The 14,363-nt window shown below is 71.2% G+C and carries 15 protein-coding genes and 1 pseudogene; 10 read left to right on the top strand and 6 right to left on the bottom strand.

The window, feature by feature from the left end; genetic code table 11:
- Positions 1 to 12: 12 nt before the first annotated feature.
- The 5 genes and pseudogenes from NR112_RS05010 to NR112_RS04995 form a co-directional block, all read right to left on the bottom strand.
- On the bottom strand, positions 13 to 837 hold the full coding sequence (locus tag NR112_RS05010; RefSeq protein WP_256792890.1) for an arylamine N-acetyltransferase: 825 nt from the start codon (positions 835 to 837) through the stop codon (positions 13 to 15).
- Between the two features lie 33 nt (positions 838 to 870).
- Positions 871 to 1,140, bottom strand: a complete 270-nt coding sequence (locus NR112_RS23170) for a hypothetical protein (RefSeq protein ID WP_374511521.1) — start codon at positions 1,138 to 1,140, stop codon at positions 871 to 873.
- Positions 1,141 to 1,514: 374 nt separating this feature from the next.
- Positions 1,515 to 1,940: pseudogene (locus NR112_RS23165) on the bottom strand (DNA polymerase IV); the annotation flags it as partial.
- Positions 1,941 to 2,022: 82 nt separating this feature from the next.
- A complete protein-coding gene (locus NR112_RS05000; protein ID WP_306216836.1) occupies positions 2,023 to 3,042 on the bottom strand; it encodes a patatin-like phospholipase family protein in 1,020 nt (339 codons plus the stop codon).
- 54 nt (positions 3,043 to 3,096) lie between these two features.
- A complete protein-coding gene (locus NR112_RS04995) occupies positions 3,097 to 4,017 on the bottom strand; it encodes a sigma-70 family RNA polymerase sigma factor (RefSeq protein ID WP_256792887.1) in 921 nt (306 codons plus the stop codon).
- A 116-nt stretch (positions 4,018 to 4,133) separates the two neighbouring features.
- Here NR112_RS04995 and NR112_RS04990 point away from each other — a divergent pair, with 116 nt between their 5' ends.
- The 8 genes from NR112_RS04990 (at position 4,134) to NR112_RS04955 (ending at position 13,175) form a co-directional block, all read left to right on the top strand.
- Positions 4,134 to 4,472 (top strand): VOC family protein, encoded by a 339-nt coding sequence (locus NR112_RS04990; protein WP_256792886.1) that lies wholly within the window; start codon positions 4,134 to 4,136, stop codon positions 4,470 to 4,472.
- Positions 4,469 to 4,999, top strand: coding sequence for a pyridoxamine 5'-phosphate oxidase family protein (locus tag NR112_RS04985; RefSeq protein WP_256792885.1), 531 nt, complete (start codon positions 4,469 to 4,471; stop codon positions 4,997 to 4,999). Before NR112_RS04990 ends, NR112_RS04985 begins: the two co-directional genes overlap by 4 nt.
- A gap of 314 nt (positions 5,000 to 5,313) precedes the next feature.
- On the top strand, positions 5,314 to 6,345 hold the full coding sequence (locus NR112_RS04980) for a LacI family DNA-binding transcriptional regulator (RefSeq protein WP_256792884.1): 1,032 nt from the start codon (positions 5,314 to 5,316) through the stop codon (positions 6,343 to 6,345).
- 133 nt (positions 6,346 to 6,478) lie between these two features.
- Positions 6,479 to 7,732, top strand: coding sequence for a sugar ABC transporter substrate-binding protein (locus NR112_RS04975; protein ID WP_256792883.1), 1,254 nt, complete (start codon positions 6,479 to 6,481; stop codon positions 7,730 to 7,732).
- A 4-nt stretch (positions 7,733 to 7,736) separates the two neighbouring features.
- Positions 7,737 to 8,747, top strand: a complete 1,011-nt coding sequence (locus NR112_RS04970; protein WP_256792882.1) for a carbohydrate ABC transporter permease — start codon at positions 7,737 to 7,739, stop codon at positions 8,745 to 8,747.
- 1 nt (position 8,748) lies between these two features.
- Positions 8,749 to 9,648, top strand: coding sequence for a carbohydrate ABC transporter permease (locus NR112_RS04965; protein WP_256792881.1), 900 nt, complete (start codon positions 8,749 to 8,751; stop codon positions 9,646 to 9,648).
- Between the two features lie 34 nt (positions 9,649 to 9,682).
- A complete protein-coding gene (locus NR112_RS04960) occupies positions 9,683 to 11,308 on the top strand; it encodes a glucoamylase family protein (RefSeq protein ID WP_256792880.1) in 1,626 nt (541 codons plus the stop codon).
- Between the two features lie 40 nt (positions 11,309 to 11,348).
- Complete coding sequence (locus NR112_RS04955; RefSeq protein ID WP_256792879.1) at positions 11,349 to 13,175, top strand: glycoside hydrolase family 3 protein; 1,827 nt, start codon at positions 11,349 to 11,351, stop codon at positions 13,173 to 13,175.
- 16 nt (positions 13,176 to 13,191) lie between these two features.
- On the opposite strand, the gene NR112_RS04950 is transcribed toward NR112_RS04955, so the two are convergent.
- Positions 13,192 to 13,440: a DUF2630 family protein gene (locus tag NR112_RS04950; protein ID WP_020141871.1), complete on the bottom strand. Its 249-nt coding sequence runs from the start codon at positions 13,438 to 13,440 to the stop codon at positions 13,192 to 13,194.
- Positions 13,441 to 13,493: 53 nt separating this feature from the next.
- Here NR112_RS04950 and NR112_RS04945 point away from each other — a divergent pair, with 53 nt between their 5' ends.
- Both NR112_RS04945 and NR112_RS04940 read left to right on the top strand, forming a co-directional pair.
- Positions 13,494 to 14,177, top strand: coding sequence for an alpha/beta fold hydrolase (locus tag NR112_RS04945; RefSeq protein ID WP_256792878.1), 684 nt, complete (start codon positions 13,494 to 13,496; stop codon positions 14,175 to 14,177).
- Between the two features lie 9 nt (positions 14,178 to 14,186).
- Complete coding sequence (locus NR112_RS04940) at positions 14,187 to 14,354, top strand: hypothetical protein (RefSeq protein ID WP_256792877.1); 168 nt, start codon at positions 14,187 to 14,189, stop codon at positions 14,352 to 14,354.
- Positions 14,355 to 14,363 lie beyond the last annotated feature (9 nt).

Raw genomic sequence — 14,363 nt, 5'->3', positions numbered from 1 at the left:
AATGGCGTGAGTCTATAGAGGCGGACCCGCCGACGTCCGTCGATCGAGGACGATGCCGAAGCGGTCGGCGAGGGCGGCGCGCACGGCGTCCTCGTCGGCGAGCGCGGTCTCCTCGCGTCGGCCCTGCGTCGTCGTGATGAGCCGGTCGCCGCTCAGGGTGACCCGTCCCGTCGGGGTCAGCACCGATGCGAGGCGCGACCGGGTGAAGTGGCTGTCGGGCGAGGTCTGCTGCCACTCGTTGCGCGCCGCGAAGTCGGACAGCGGGTGGGGCACCGTCGAGAAGACGAAGCGGTCGCACCAGTCCTCGCCGTCGCGGCGCTCGCGAGAGACCCACGTGTCGTCGCGCCGCAGGAGTCCCACGAGGTGGCCGCGTTCGCGTCGCTCGAAGCCGTCGCGCAACGGGAGCGGGTCGACGAGCCCCTCGCCGAACCCGACGTCCGCGAGCACCGGCTCCTCGAGACGGCCACCCGACACGACGAGTGCCAGGTGGTCGAACTCGTCGGTGAGCCCGCCGTCCGCCGTGGCCACGCGCGCGGAGACGAGGGCGACGGCATACCCGAGTCTGCGCAGCAGCAGGGCGAACAGGCCGTTGAGCTCGTAGCAGTAACCGCCGCGCCGGGCACCGACGACCTTGGCCAGCAGCGACGCGCGGTCGAGGCGGATCGGGCGGCCGAGCGAGATGTCGAGGCTCTCAAAGGGCACGGCCAGCAGGTGCGCCCGGTGCAGCGACGCGAGCGCCGCCAGCGTCGGGGACTCGGGAGCCGCCGCCCCGATGCGCCGGAGGTATGCCGTCGCCTCGGTCGCCGTCAGCGCGTCGGTCGTCGTCGGTGAGGTCACCCCGTCATCCTGCGACCTCGAGCCACCTCGAGGTCAAGCGGGCGCCGGAAGTGGCAGCGTCACGCCGACCATCGTCACGCCTCGCCCGTCCCACTCGTAGGCCGTGCGCTCGAGCAGGTCTCCGGCCGCGGACCGCAGGACGGCCGGGTCGAGCGACGGGGCCTCGAGCGGGCCGCGCTCGAGCACCTGGGTGCCGTCGTCGTAGCGGACGAGGACCTCGAGGCGGCGGGGAAGACGCGGCGGCCCGTCGAGCGAGAGCACCCGCGCGACCGCACGATCGACACAGCCCTCGAGCACCGGCACGACCTTGGACCGGGTCCGCGTCGCGGGCAGCGACCGGCTCGCGCTGACCGACCTGCGCGGCCCGGCAGGCGGATCGTCGCGTCGTCGGTGCCGCGCGCGATGGAGACGAGACGCCGGGCCATCGCCGTGGTGACGAGGCGCTTGAGGTCGTCCTCGTCGAGACCCTGGAGATCGGCGACGACGAACAGCCCTGCGGCGTGGAGCTTCTCGTAGGTCGTCGGACCGACACCCCAGAGCTCGTCGAGGCGCAGACGAGGCCGGACCCGCGCCTCGAGCTCGGCATCGACGACGACGAGGCCGTCAGGTTTGGCGCGTCGGCTCGCGAGCTTGGCCATGAGCTTGGTGCGTCCGACGCCGACCGAGACCGGGAGCCCGACCTCCGCACGGGCGGCCGCGCGCAGGGCCACCGCCATCCCGCGCGGATCGCCGCGGTCACGCCCGGTGACATCGAGGAACGCCTCCTCGACCGATCCCGGCTCGACGAGGGGCGTGAAGCGGCGGAACACCTCGAAGAGCCGGACGGACGCCTCCTCGTAGGCCTCCGCGCGGTAGCCGGTGACGAGCACGTGCGGCCAGCGGCGCTGGACCTGGCGCAGCGGCATGCCGGCGTGGATGCCGAGCGCACGTGCCTCGTAGGACGGGCACGCGACGACCTCGTGGGCGACGACCATCGGCCGCCCGCGGAGCGCCGGGTCGTCGCGCTGCTCGACGGAGGCGAAGAACGCGTCGGCGTCGGCGTGCAGGATCACCACCGTGCCAGTCTCAGGCCGGCCACCGACAGCCCGACGGATGGCGTGCATCATGGGGTTGCGCCGGGTGGGGTGACCACCCCACCAGACACGGCATCGTCCGCGTCACGATCCGCCGGATCACAACGGGCGCTCAGTAGCCGGCGTGGTCGAGCGCCTCGGTCGTCAGCTGCCGACCGAGCTCGATCATCTCCGCGGCCCGATGGAAGTCGAGCGTCCGCACGGCGTTCGACGGCACGGTGACGAGCACGTCGGGCGGGTTGCTCGCCATCCGGTAGCGCGAGATGAGGGCGCTCATCGTCTCGAACGACATGTTGAGCAGGTCGACGAGCCCGACGTCGGCCGACCGGACGACGAGCGCATCGGTGGGTGTCTGCGGGAGCCGGTCGACGGCCTCCGGCGGGATCGGCTGGTCGTGCTCGACGTCGTGCTCGACGTCGTGCTCGACGTCGTGGTCGCGGGCGTGCCCACCGAAGCGGCTCGTGATGGCGCGGACCCGCTCGGACTCGAGCACCTCGGCGGCGCCGCGCCGCAGTCGGGTCGTCCACTCCTCGCGCGACACGGGCTCCGACGACTCCTTGACGGGGGTCGTCGGGCCGCCGGTGGCGCGCATGCCCGACAGGGAGACGGCAATGGTCAGGTCCGCAGACGCCGCCGCGGTCGGCTCGATGGGGATCGGGTTGATGAGGCCCCCGTCGACGAGGACCCGGCCGTTGATGACGGCGGGGGTGATGACTCCGGGGATGGCGATGGAGGCGCGGATCGCGTGCTCGACCGGCCCGCGCTGGAACCACACCTCACGGCGCGCGTTGATGTCGGTCGCCACGGCCGTGTAGGGGATCGGCAGGCTCTCGATCGTCGCGCCGTCGAGGATCTCCCCGACCTTCGCGATGATCCGCTCGGCGCGGATCGCGCCGTTCGGCGAGGTGATGCTGAGGTCGAGCAGCCGCCACACCTCGCGCTGGGTCAGGCTCCGGGCCCAGTCGGTGTACGCGTCGAGCTTGCCGGCGGCCGCGACCCCGCCGACGAGTGCGCCCATCGACGTGCCCGCGATCGTCACGATCTCGAAGCCGCGCTCGGCGAGCACCTCGAGCGCGCCGATGTGGGCGTAACCGCGCGCGCCGCCCGACCCGAGCACGACCGCTGCACGCATCCCCTCAGCCACGTCCTCGACGATAGCCCGCCTCGCGGACGGCTCGCGCGCCGGTCAGGCGGTCAGGAACCAGATCTCCATCTCGTCGAGCCGGGCGCGGTCGGCGACCATCTCGATGCCGGTGACGAGGTCGCGGTCGTCCACCGTGAAGCGGAAGGCCACCATGGCCTCGCCCCGCAGTGTCCACACTGCGCCGATGCCCCCGTCGAAGGCCGCGAGCCGTGCCGACTTGGCACCGCCGTTGAACCGCTGGGCCACGGCCTCGGGTCCGCGGAGCACGTCGGGCGAGCCCATCGCGACCGCCGCCTCGTCGGCGCTCAGCACGACGTCGGGGTCGAGCATCTCGAGCAGGGCGGAGAAGTCGCCGCCGCGTGCGGCGGCGAGAAAGGCCGTGACGACCTCGCGCTGCCGGGTGCGGGCCGGGCCGGTCTCGTCCGCGTCGGCCGCGCGCACCCGCCGGCGGGCACGGCTCGCGAGCTGGCGGGTCGCAGCCGGGGAGCGGTCGAGGATGTCGGCGATCTGCTCGAACGGCATGCCGAAGAGGTCATGGAGCACGAAGGCGAGCCGCTCGGCCGGGGCGAGCGTGTCGAGGACGACGAGCAGGGCCAGACCGATGCTGTCGGCCAGCTCGGCCTCGCTCGCCGGATCGGGGGAAGGGCGCGTCGGCTGGGTCGGCGCGGTGCGCACGTCGCCACCGGCGACGAGCTCGGCGAGGCCGGCGTCCCAGCTGTCCTCGCGGCGCGAGCTGCGCGACCGCAGCATGTCCAGGCTGATCCGCCCGACGACGGTCGTGAGCCAGCCCGCGAGGTTGCTGATCTCGGTCGTGTCGCTGCGGCTGAGGCGCAGCCACCCCTCCTGCACGGCGTCGTCGGCGTCCGCGGCCGAGCCGAGCACGCGATAGGCCACGGCTCGCAGCCGCGGCCGCTGCTGCTCGAACTCCCGGGCGAGCCACTGCTCGCGGGTCTCGTCGTCCATCTCGTCACATCCTCCGGTCGTGATCCGTCATAGCACTGACGAGCCGGCGCCACCGGATGTGACATCGCCGCTCGACAACCCACCACCACCAGCGCCAGACCACCCAGGAGACCACGATGTCCGCCGTGAACACCCTCATCTACCCCGTTTCCGACCTCGCCGCCGCGAAGCAGGTCTTCACGACCCTGCTCGACACGGAACCGCACACCGACGAGTCGTACTACGTCGGCTACTCCGTCGGCGGCCAGGAGATCGCCCTCGACCCGAGCGGCTACCGCAAGGGCATCACCGGTGCGACGCCCTTCTGGTCGGTCGACGACCTCGAGGCGACGGTCGCGGCACTCACCGCGGCCGGCGCGACCGTCAGCCAGCAGCCGACCGCGGTCGGTGGCGGTCGCACCGTGGCCGTGCTGTCCGACCCCGACGGCAACATGATCGGCGTGATGCAGGGATGACGGCAGACGACGTCACCGACGGCAGCGAGGGCGTATGCCGCCGGCCCGCCGAGGCGCCCGCGCCCCCTCCTCCGCCGCGCCCCACCGAGGAGCGGGTCCGGGACACCCGGGAGCTGTTGGGCCGGGAGATCGACTGCTGGGTCGCGACGACCGACCCCGCCACCGGGTCACCGCACCTCGTGCCCCTGTCGTTCGACTGGGACGGCCGCACGATGCTGCTCTCGACCGGTGAGCGCAGCGCCGCGGGACGTGGTCTCGCGTCCGGCGCAGGGGTGCGGATCGGGCTGGGCGCGACGCGTGACGTCGTCATGGTCGACGGGTCCGTCGAGGTCGTCCCGACCGCCGCGCTCGAGCCCGCGGAGGCCGACCGTTTCGCCCAGCGGACCGGTTTCGACCCGCGGGAGACCTCGGGTTCGTACCTCTTCTTCCGGGTCGTCCCGAGCCGCATCCAGGCCTGGCGCGAGGAGAACGAGCTGCGCGGCCGCGACGTGATGATCGACGGGCGGTGGATCGCGTCCGACGACTGACCGGGGTTGTCGAGATCGACTGTGCCGCAGTCGATCCCACGCCAGCCACAGGTTGACGGGGCGAGGGCTCCCGCGGGCGTGACGGCATACGCGATCGGCGTCGGTGACGCCGTGTGACGAGGGGCCGGGAGGGTGCATCATCGATGCCCGCCCGGCCCCTCACGGCTACCTGCGGCGCGGGGGAGGTCTTGCGCCCCCGCGCCGGCCTGTGCACTATGGAGGTGCGGATGTAAGCGCTTACAGAGCCGGGGTGACCCGGTCAGGGGCCTGGTCGCGACACATCACTCAACGACGAGACGCGAGAGGTGGGACCCATGGCGACAGCACGCAAGCACCCGGACGGCGCGGCCTCGGCGGGCGCCACCATCTACTCCGTGGCCGAGCGCGCCGGCGTCTCCATCGCCACCGTCTCCCGCGTCCTCCAGGGCGCCGGCACCGTGTCGACGACGACGGCGCAGAAGGTCCTCGACGCCGTCGACCAGCTCAACTACGTGCCACTCGGTGCCGCCCGCAGCCTCGCCGTCCGCCACCACGAGGCACACGGTCTCGTGCTGCCCGAGCTCACCGGTCCCTACTACTCCGAGCTGCTCATGGGCTTCGAGTCGCGGGCCGCCGAGCTCGGCCAGAGCGTCACCCTGATGCTCGCCGACGGCAAGGCCGATCTCGCCCGCGCCGTGCGCCAGCTCGCCACCCGGGTCGACGCCATCGCCGTGCTCGGCTCGGCCGCCATGCCACCCGCCGTCGCCCGGGCCCTGCACGGCCAGAAGCCCGTCGTCATCATCGCGGGCACGCCGCAGGAGGGCATCGAGAGCGTCCGCGCCGAGAACGCCCACAGCGCCGAGCAGCTCACCGAGCACGTGCTGGCCCACGGGCGCACGCGCCTCCTCTTCGTCGGTGACCCCGAGGGTGCACCCGACATCGCCGAGCGCCACGCCGGCTTCGTCAACGCCCACCGGGCGCGCCGCCTCGAGCCCGCCGCCCCCGTCCGCGTGCCGTTCCGCGAGGGGGAGGGCGCGGCCGTCGCCGAGCGCATCCTCGCCGGCGAGATCGAGGCCGACGCCCTCGTCTGCGCCAACGACGAGCTCGCCCTCGCGATCATGAGCCACCTCCAGGACGCCGGCCGCGACGTCCCCGGCGAGATCGCCGTCGTCGGCTGGGACGACGTCATGACCTCCCGCTACGTACGGCCCGGCCTCACCACCGTGCGCCAGCCCGTCCGCGAGCTCGGCGTCCTCGCTGCCGAGCGCCTGCACCAGCGCGTCGCCGGGGGCCAGCCCCGGCTCGAGCCCCAGATCCTGCCCACGGAAGTCGTCATCCGCGGGTCCTGCGGCTGCCCCACCCGCTGACCAGCACCCGCGACGCCCCCACCGCCATCCCCCGCCCCCCACCGTCCCGCCCCCCAAACCCCGACACAGACGTCGGAGACACCGAGAAAGTGAGACACCGATGAGACGCACCACAGCCATCACGGTCGTGTGCATGACTGCAGCGGCCCTCACCGTGACCGCCTGCGGTCGCAGCGCCGAGAACGGCGGCACCAGTGCCGGCCAGACGGGCGCCGCGGTCAGCACCGGCAAGGCCACCGGCACGATCACCGTCTGGGCGATGGGTGCCGAGGGGGACAACCTGCCCAAGCTGACGAAGGACTTCGAGGCCGCCAACCCCGGCGTCAAGGTCCAGGTCACGGCGATCCCGTGGGACGCCGCGCACGACAAGTTCACGACGGCGATCACGGCCGGCAAGACCCCGGACGTCGCCATGGTCGGCACGACGTGGATGGGCGAGTTCGCGAGCAGTGACGCGCTCGACCCGACCCCTGCGCAGATCGACAAGTCCGCCTTCTTCGATGGCGCGCAGAAGACGACCGAGGTCAACGGCACGTCCTACGGCATCCCGTGGTACGTCGAGACCCGAGTGGTCTTCTACCGCAGCGACCTCGCCAAGAAGGCCGGTTACGACACGGTTCCCACCGACTGGCAGGGTCTGCACGACATGGCCAAGGCCATGCAGACGAAGGCCGGCGCGAAGTGGGGCATCGGCCTGCAGGCCGGCGGAGAGGGCTCGTGGCAGACCCTCATGCCGTTCGCGTGGGGCGAGGGAGCGGACCTCACCAAGGACGGTGGCAAGGCCTACAACTTCGACAGCCCGCAGATGCTCAAGGCCACGCAGTACTACCAGTCCTTCTTCACCGACGGCATCTCCAACAAGAGCGCACCGGCGACCCCGACGACCGAGCCCGACTTCGCGAAGGGGACCGTGCCGATGTTCATCTCCGGTCCCTGGATGATGTCCGCGGTCGAGAAGGTGGGCGGCGCCGGCTTCAAGGACAAGTACAACGTCGCCCCGATCCCCGCAGGCTCGGCGGGTTCGTCCTCCTTCGTCGGCGGCTCGAACTTCGTCGTCTTCAAGAACACCCAGAACCGCGACACGGCCTGGAAGTTCGTCAGCTGGCTCACCGACCCGAAGGTCCAGTCGAAGTGGTACACCCTCTCGACCGACCTGCCGTCGGTGAAGAGCGCCTGGCAGGACCCGGCTCTCGCCTCGGACAAGAAGCTCGCCGTCTTCGGCAAGCAGCTCGAGACCGCCAAGGCGCCGCCCTCGTTCCCGACCTGGGAGCAGGCCGTCAAGGGCCTCGACACCGAGCTGGAGAAGATCACGAAGACGGGCGAGGACCCCGCCACCGGCCTGAAGACGGCGCAGCAGCAGGCCGAGTCCATCGGCACGGGAATGTGATCCGGTGACCGCCCAGACCGGCACGACCGGGTCCTCCACCGGACCCGTGACGCCATCTCCGGTCACCGCTCCGGGACGACTCGACACCGGGTCGTCCCGGGGGGCGGGCGACGGAGGCTCCCCCGGCCGGGTCGGCTCGGCCCGGCGACGGGAGGGGCGGGCGGCCTGGATCCTCGCGATCCCCTTCTGCCTGCTCTTCCTCGCCTTCACGGCATGGCCGGTGATCCAGTCGCTCTTCATGAGCATCACCGACACCAAGGCGAAGGACCTGCGACACCCGTTCAGCGTCAACATCGTCGGTCTCGACAACTTCACGAAGGCCCTGTCGGACCCCATCTTCCGCAAGGCCGCCGCCAACACGGCGTACTTCGTCCTCGTCGGCGTGCCACTGACGCTCGTCCTCGCGCTCGCCGCCGCGGTGGCGCTCGACAAGGGGATCACCCGGTTCCGAGCGGTGTTCCGCCTCGGTTTCTACATGCCGGTCATCACCTCGATCGTCGCCGTGGCCGTCGTGTGGCGCTTCCTCCTGCAGGATCCGGGCGGCCTCATCAACACCGTGCTCGGGTGGTTCGGCATCACCGGGCCCAACTGGCTGGGCGACCCGAACTGGTCGATGCCGGCGCTCATCATGATGGCCGCGTGGCGCAACTTCGGCACCGCGATGATCATCTTCCTGGCCGGCCTGCAGGCCGTGCCTGCCGAGCTGCACGAGGCCGCCGCCATCGACGGGGCCAATGCCTGGAAGCGGTTCCGCCACGTCACGATGCCGCTGCTGCGACCGACGCTGCTCTTCGTCCTCGTCACGACCTCGATCGGCTACCTCCAGGTCTTCGAGGAGCCGTTCGTCATGACCAAGGGCGGCCCGCTCAACAGCACGATCACGGTCTCGTACAACACCTACCAGCAGTTCGGCTTCGGCAACTACGGCCTCGCATCGGCGATGAGCTATCTCATCTTCGTCGTCATCGCGATCGTCACGGCCCTGCAGTTCCGGCTGCTGCGAGAGAGGACCTGACATGTCCGTCGACACCGCACCGAGGCCCACGACGCGGGCACCCGGACCGAAGGCGGCCCGGACCGGGTCCGGCATGGTCGGCTCCAGCCAGGGCAGCCGCTGGTGGCTCTACGTCATCCTGACCGTCGCACTGCTCGCCGTCATCGCACCCTTCGTGTGGATGGTGCTCGGCAGCTTCAAGGGGGAGGGAGAGCTGCGCCAGGTCCCGCCGACCTGGCTGCCGGACAACCCCTCGCTCGACAACTACACCCAGCTGTTCAGCAAGCTGAACTTCGGCCAGTTCTTCACCAACTCGATCGTCGTGGCCGTCGTCGTGACGGCCGGCAACCTCGTCTTCTGCTCGATGCTCGGCTACGCGCTGGCGATGCTCGACTTCAGGGGCAAGAAGGCGATCTTCATCGCGGTCATGGGCACACTCATGATCCCCGGCGTCGTGACCTTCGTGCCGCTCTTCGTGCTCGTCGCGAACGCCGGTCTCATCGACACGCTGCCCGGCCTCTTCCTGCCCTTCCTCGTCAGCCCGTTCGGCGTCTTCCTCATGCGCCAGTTCATCCTCGGACTGCCGAGGGACCTGCTCGACGCCGGCCGCGTCGACGGGGCAGGTGAGCTGCGGATCTTCTGGAAGATCATCCTGCCGCTCTGTGGCCCTGCCCTCGCGACGCTGGGCATCCTCACCTTCCTCGGCAGCTGGAACAACTTCCTGTGGCCGCTCGTCGTGGCGCAGTCCGAGGACAAGTACACCCTCCCGGTGGCCCTGGCCCTCTACTCGACCGGGCAGAACAGTACGAACTACGGGCTGCTGCTCGCGGGCGCCACCGTCGTCATCATCCCGATCCTCATCGTCTTCCTCATCTTCCAGAAGCGCTTCATCGAGGGCATCGCCACCACCGGCCTCAAGTAAGCCCTCCCCACCCCGGAAACAGGAGCACTGCACCATGTCCGAGAAGAAGCTCTACACGCCCAGCCGCCGCTCGCTGATCGTCGGCGGCGCCGCCTCCGTCGCCGCCTTCGCGCTCGCACCCTCGGCGTCCGCGACGGCCTCCGGCGCCCGCCAGGCGCCCGCCTTCCTGCGGTCGACGGGCCCGAACGGCGTCCGCTCCCTCGAGAGCGCGACGGTGCGCACGTGGGCGGCCGACACGTGGCGCAGCCTCGTCGCGATGACGAACCCACAGACCGGCCTGCCGGCGGACAACATCCCCGAGTCGCTCGCGCCCGGCGACCGTTCCGGCTACACGTCACCCACCAACGTCGGCGGCTACCTCTGGTCGACGATTGCGGCGCGAGAGCTCGGCATCATCAGCCGCGGTGAGGCCACGGCGCGGCTCATCCGCACGCTGAAGACGCTCTACCGCATGGAGCACCATGTCCCCAGCGGCATGTACTACAACTGGTACGACGAGGAGACCGGCAAGGCCCTGACGTCCTGGCCGGGTTCGGGTGACAAGGTCTACGCGTTCGCCTCGAGCGTCGACAACGGCTGGCTCGGGGCGGCGCTGCTCGTCGTGGCCGGCTCCGACCGGGCCGCCGCCCCGTGGGCCAGGCGGATCTTCGACCGGATGCGCTGGGACTCCTTCTACAACGACAACAGCGACCCCGCGCACCAGGTGCGCCCGGGCGGCCTCATCCACGGCGGCTTCTACCCCTACGAGGACGGCCGTCCCGGCGGCACCTACCAGGGCACCCACATCGGCGGCGACCCCGTCTGGCTCACGACGCACCACTACGACACGACGGTGTCGGAGACGCGCATCACGAGCTACCTCGGCATCATCACCGGTCAGGTCCCCGCGAAGCAGTACTTCGCGATGTGGCGCACCTTCCCCGCGACGTGCGACTGGTCATGGCACGAGATGCAGCCCGTCGGAGAGAACCGCACGTACTACGGCCTCGACGTCTACGAGGGCGCCTACACCTACCGCGGCATGCACATCGTGCCCGGCTGGGGTGGCTCCATGTTCGAGGAGCTCATGCCCGACGTCTTCGTCGACGAGGCTGCCTGGGCCCCCCGCTCGTGGGGTCGCAACCACCCGCTCCACGTCCGGGCCCAGCGTGAGCACGGGCTCGTCGACGCCGGCTACGGCTACTGGGGCTTCAGCCCGTCGAGCAACCCGGCCGGCGGCTACCGGGAGTACGGCGTCGACGCGCTCGGGCTCAACCCGACCGGTTACATGTCCGACCAGGAGAGCACGAACTACGACCCGGGCTTCGGCGACTGCCGTGCGGCGACGAACCCGAACCCGACCTACGGCGACGGCGTCGCCACGCCGCACGCGGCGTTCCTCGCGATGATGCACGAGCCGGACGAGGCCTTCACCAACCTGGCCAACCTCAAGGCCGACTTCCACTCCTACGACCGCGGTGGCTTCTTCGACGCCGTCGCCGTCCGGTCGGGGACCGTGGCGCGCCGCTACCTCTCGCTCGACCAGGCCATGGTCATGGGCACGATCGGCAACGTGCTCGGCAACGACGTCATCCGTCGCGGCTTCAGCACCCCGGCCGTGACGCGCGCGCTCAAGCCCGTCATCGGCATCGAGGAGTTCGGCGCCAGCCCGATCGCCTGAGACGCCTCAGAACCTCCCTCATCGACGAAAGGCCTGACTCGTGCGCCCGGAGCTTCGCACCACCGAGGACGGCGTCGCCTACCGCGACCTCAACGGCAACGGCCGGATGGACCCCTACGAGGACCCACGGCTGCCCGTCGAGGCACGCGTCGAGGACCTCCTCGGGCGCCTGTCCCTCGAGGAGAAGGTCGGGCTGATGTTCCAGACCGTCATCGAGACAGGCGCGGACGGCACGGTGCTCGAGCGCCCGGGCACCATCAGCAAGTCCCCGACGAGCACCGTCGTGCTCGACAAGCACCTCACCCACTTCAACGTCCACGCCCTCGACGACCCCCGCATGGCTGCCCGCTGGAGCAACGCCCTGCAGGCGCTCGCCGAGCGCACGCCGCACGGCATACCCGTGACGGTGTCGACCGACCCGCGGCACGCGTTCATCGAGAACGTCGGGGTGTCGTTCTCCGCCGGGGCGTTCTCGCAGTGGCCCGAGCCGCTGGGGCTCGCGGCGCTCCGCGACGCGGACGCGGTGCGTCGCTTCGCCGACATCGCCCGCCAGGAGTATGCCGCCGTGGGCATCCGTGCCGCCCTGCACCCGACGCTCGACCTCGCGACCGAGCCGCGCTGGGCGCGCCAAGCCGGCACCTTCGGCCAGGACCCGGACCTCGTGACCGAGCTCGGAGTGGCGTATCTCAAGGGCTTCCAAGGCGATTCGCTCGGCCCGGGCAGCGTCGCGTGCACGAGCAAACACTTCCCCGGAGGCGGTCCGCAGAAGGACGGTGAGGACGCGCACTTCCCCTACGGCCGCGAGCAGGTCTATCCCGGTGGGCGGTTCGCCGACCACCTCAAGCCGTTCCCGCCGATCATCGAGGCCGGCACCGCGGGGATCATGCCGTACTACGGCATGCCGGTCGATCTCGTCGTCGACGGCGCCCCGATCGAGCCGATCGGCTTCGGCTACAACCAGCAGGTCGTCGCCGGGCTGCTCCGCGAGAAGCTCGGCTACGACGGCGTCGTCGTCACGGACTGGGAGCTCGTCAACGACAATCACGTCGGCGACCAGGTGCTCCCCGCGCGCGCGTGGGGCGTCGAGCACCTCGACCCGCACGGTCGGATGGAGCTGATCCTCCAGGCCGGTGCCGACCAGTTCGGCGGGGAGGAGTGCGTCGACATCCTCCTCGACCTCGTCGCGACGGGTCGGGTCACCGAGGCCCGTGTCGACGAGTCGGCGCGCCGCATCCTGGCGGTGAAGTTCCGGCTCGGGCTGTTCGAGGACCCCTACGTCGACGAGGACGCCGCCGCCACGACCGTGGGTCGGGCTGACTTCCGCGAGGAGGGGTATGCCGCCCAGGCACGTTCGGTGACCGTGCTGCACAACGAGGACGGTCGGCTCCCGCTCGACCAGGGCCTGCGCATCTACGCCGAGCGCATCTCACCCGAGGCGGTCGTGCGGCACGGCAAGCTCGTCGACCGGCCCGAGGACGCCGACGTGGCCGTCGTGCGGCTCACCGCCCCGTTCGAGCCGCGTTCGGACCTCTTCCTCGAGTCGTGGTTCCACCAGGGCTCGCTCGACTTCCCACCCGGCCTCATCGCCCGGCTCGAGCGGATCGCCGCGGTGTGCCCGCTCGTCGTCGACGTCGTGCTCGACCGGCCGGCCGTCGTCACCCCGTTGCTGCGCTTCGCGTCGGCCGTCGTCGGCAGCTACGGCAGCAGCGACGACGCCCTGCTCGACGCCGTCACCGGCACCATCGCCCCCGAGGGCCGACTGCCCTTCGACCTCCCGCGGTCGATGGACCAGGTGCGCGCGCACGGGGAGGACGTGCCGGGCTACGACGACCCGCTCTTCGCCTTCGGTCACGGCCTCACGATCTGACGCGCGATCGGAGCGGTCAGCCGGTGTAGCCCTCGACGGTGCGCTCGGAGCGCACCTCGGCACCGTCGGGGTCCTGGCCGAACTCGCGCCGGGCCCGTCGCTGTCTCAGCAGGTCCCAGCACTGGTCGAGCTCGACCTCGACGCTGCGCAGTCGGGCGTGCTCCTCGTCGACGGTGATGTCGCCGGCCTGCAGGGCCGAGCGCAGCCGGTGCTCCTCGTCGATGAGCGAGCCGATGCGGTCCTGGATCGAGGGGTCGTCAGCCATGGGGCCACGATCGCACGGCCCCGTGGGTGCCGTCGAGGGCTAGCATGTGGACAGTGACCACATTCGCGCTCGTCCCCGGCGCCGGCGGCGCCGCCTGGTACTGGCACCGGGTCGTGCCGCTCCTCGAGGAGGCCGGCCACGAGGCCGTCGCCGTCGACCTGCCCGCCGACGACCCGGACGCCGGGCTGCCGGAGTATGCCGCCCTCGTGACCTCCGCGGTCGAGGGGCGTGACGACGTCGTGGTCGTCGGCCAGTCCATGGGCGGCTTCACGGTGCCGATGGTCGCGGCGCGGCGGCCGGTTGCCGGAATCGTGCTGCTCAACGCCATGGTCCCGCTCCCCGGCGAGACCGCGGGCCGATGGTGGGACGCCGTGCGGTCCGAGGAGGCGCGGGTCGCGGCGGCCCGCGCGGGTGGGTGGACCGAGGAGATCGACCTCGACACCTACTTCCTCCACGACGTCGACCCCGCGGTCGCGGCGAGCGGCGAGGAGCACCAGCGACCCGAGGCCGAGCGCGCCTTCGAGACACCGTGCGCCATCGACGCATGGCCCGACGTGCCGACCCGTGTCGTCGCCGGTGCCGACGACCGCTTCTTCCCGGTCGACCTCCAACGTCGGGTGGCCCGCGAGCGGCTGGGACTCGAGCTCGACGTCGTGCCCGGCGGGCACCTGGCCGCGCTCTCGCACCCGGCCGAGCTCACGGCATACCTCATGGCTTTCGGCGGACATCGGGAGTAGGACTGGGGGATGGGAAGGCCTTGGCTCGGCGTGCTCTACGCGCTCGTCATGGTGGCCGTGGTCGTGGCCGTCGACGTCCTCTTCTTCAGGGACCACGCGTGGGCGCGGCTCATGGTCAACGTGGGCATCGTCCTCGTGTTCGGGGCCCTCTACCTGAGGTTCTTCCGGTCCGTGTGACCGCGCCGC

Source organism: Terrabacter sp. Ter38 (genome assembly GCF_024519435.1).
GTDB lineage: Bacteria > Actinomycetota > Actinomycetes > Actinomycetales > Dermatophilaceae > Terrabacter.
This window is presented reverse-complemented; position numbering and strand designations above follow the sequence as displayed.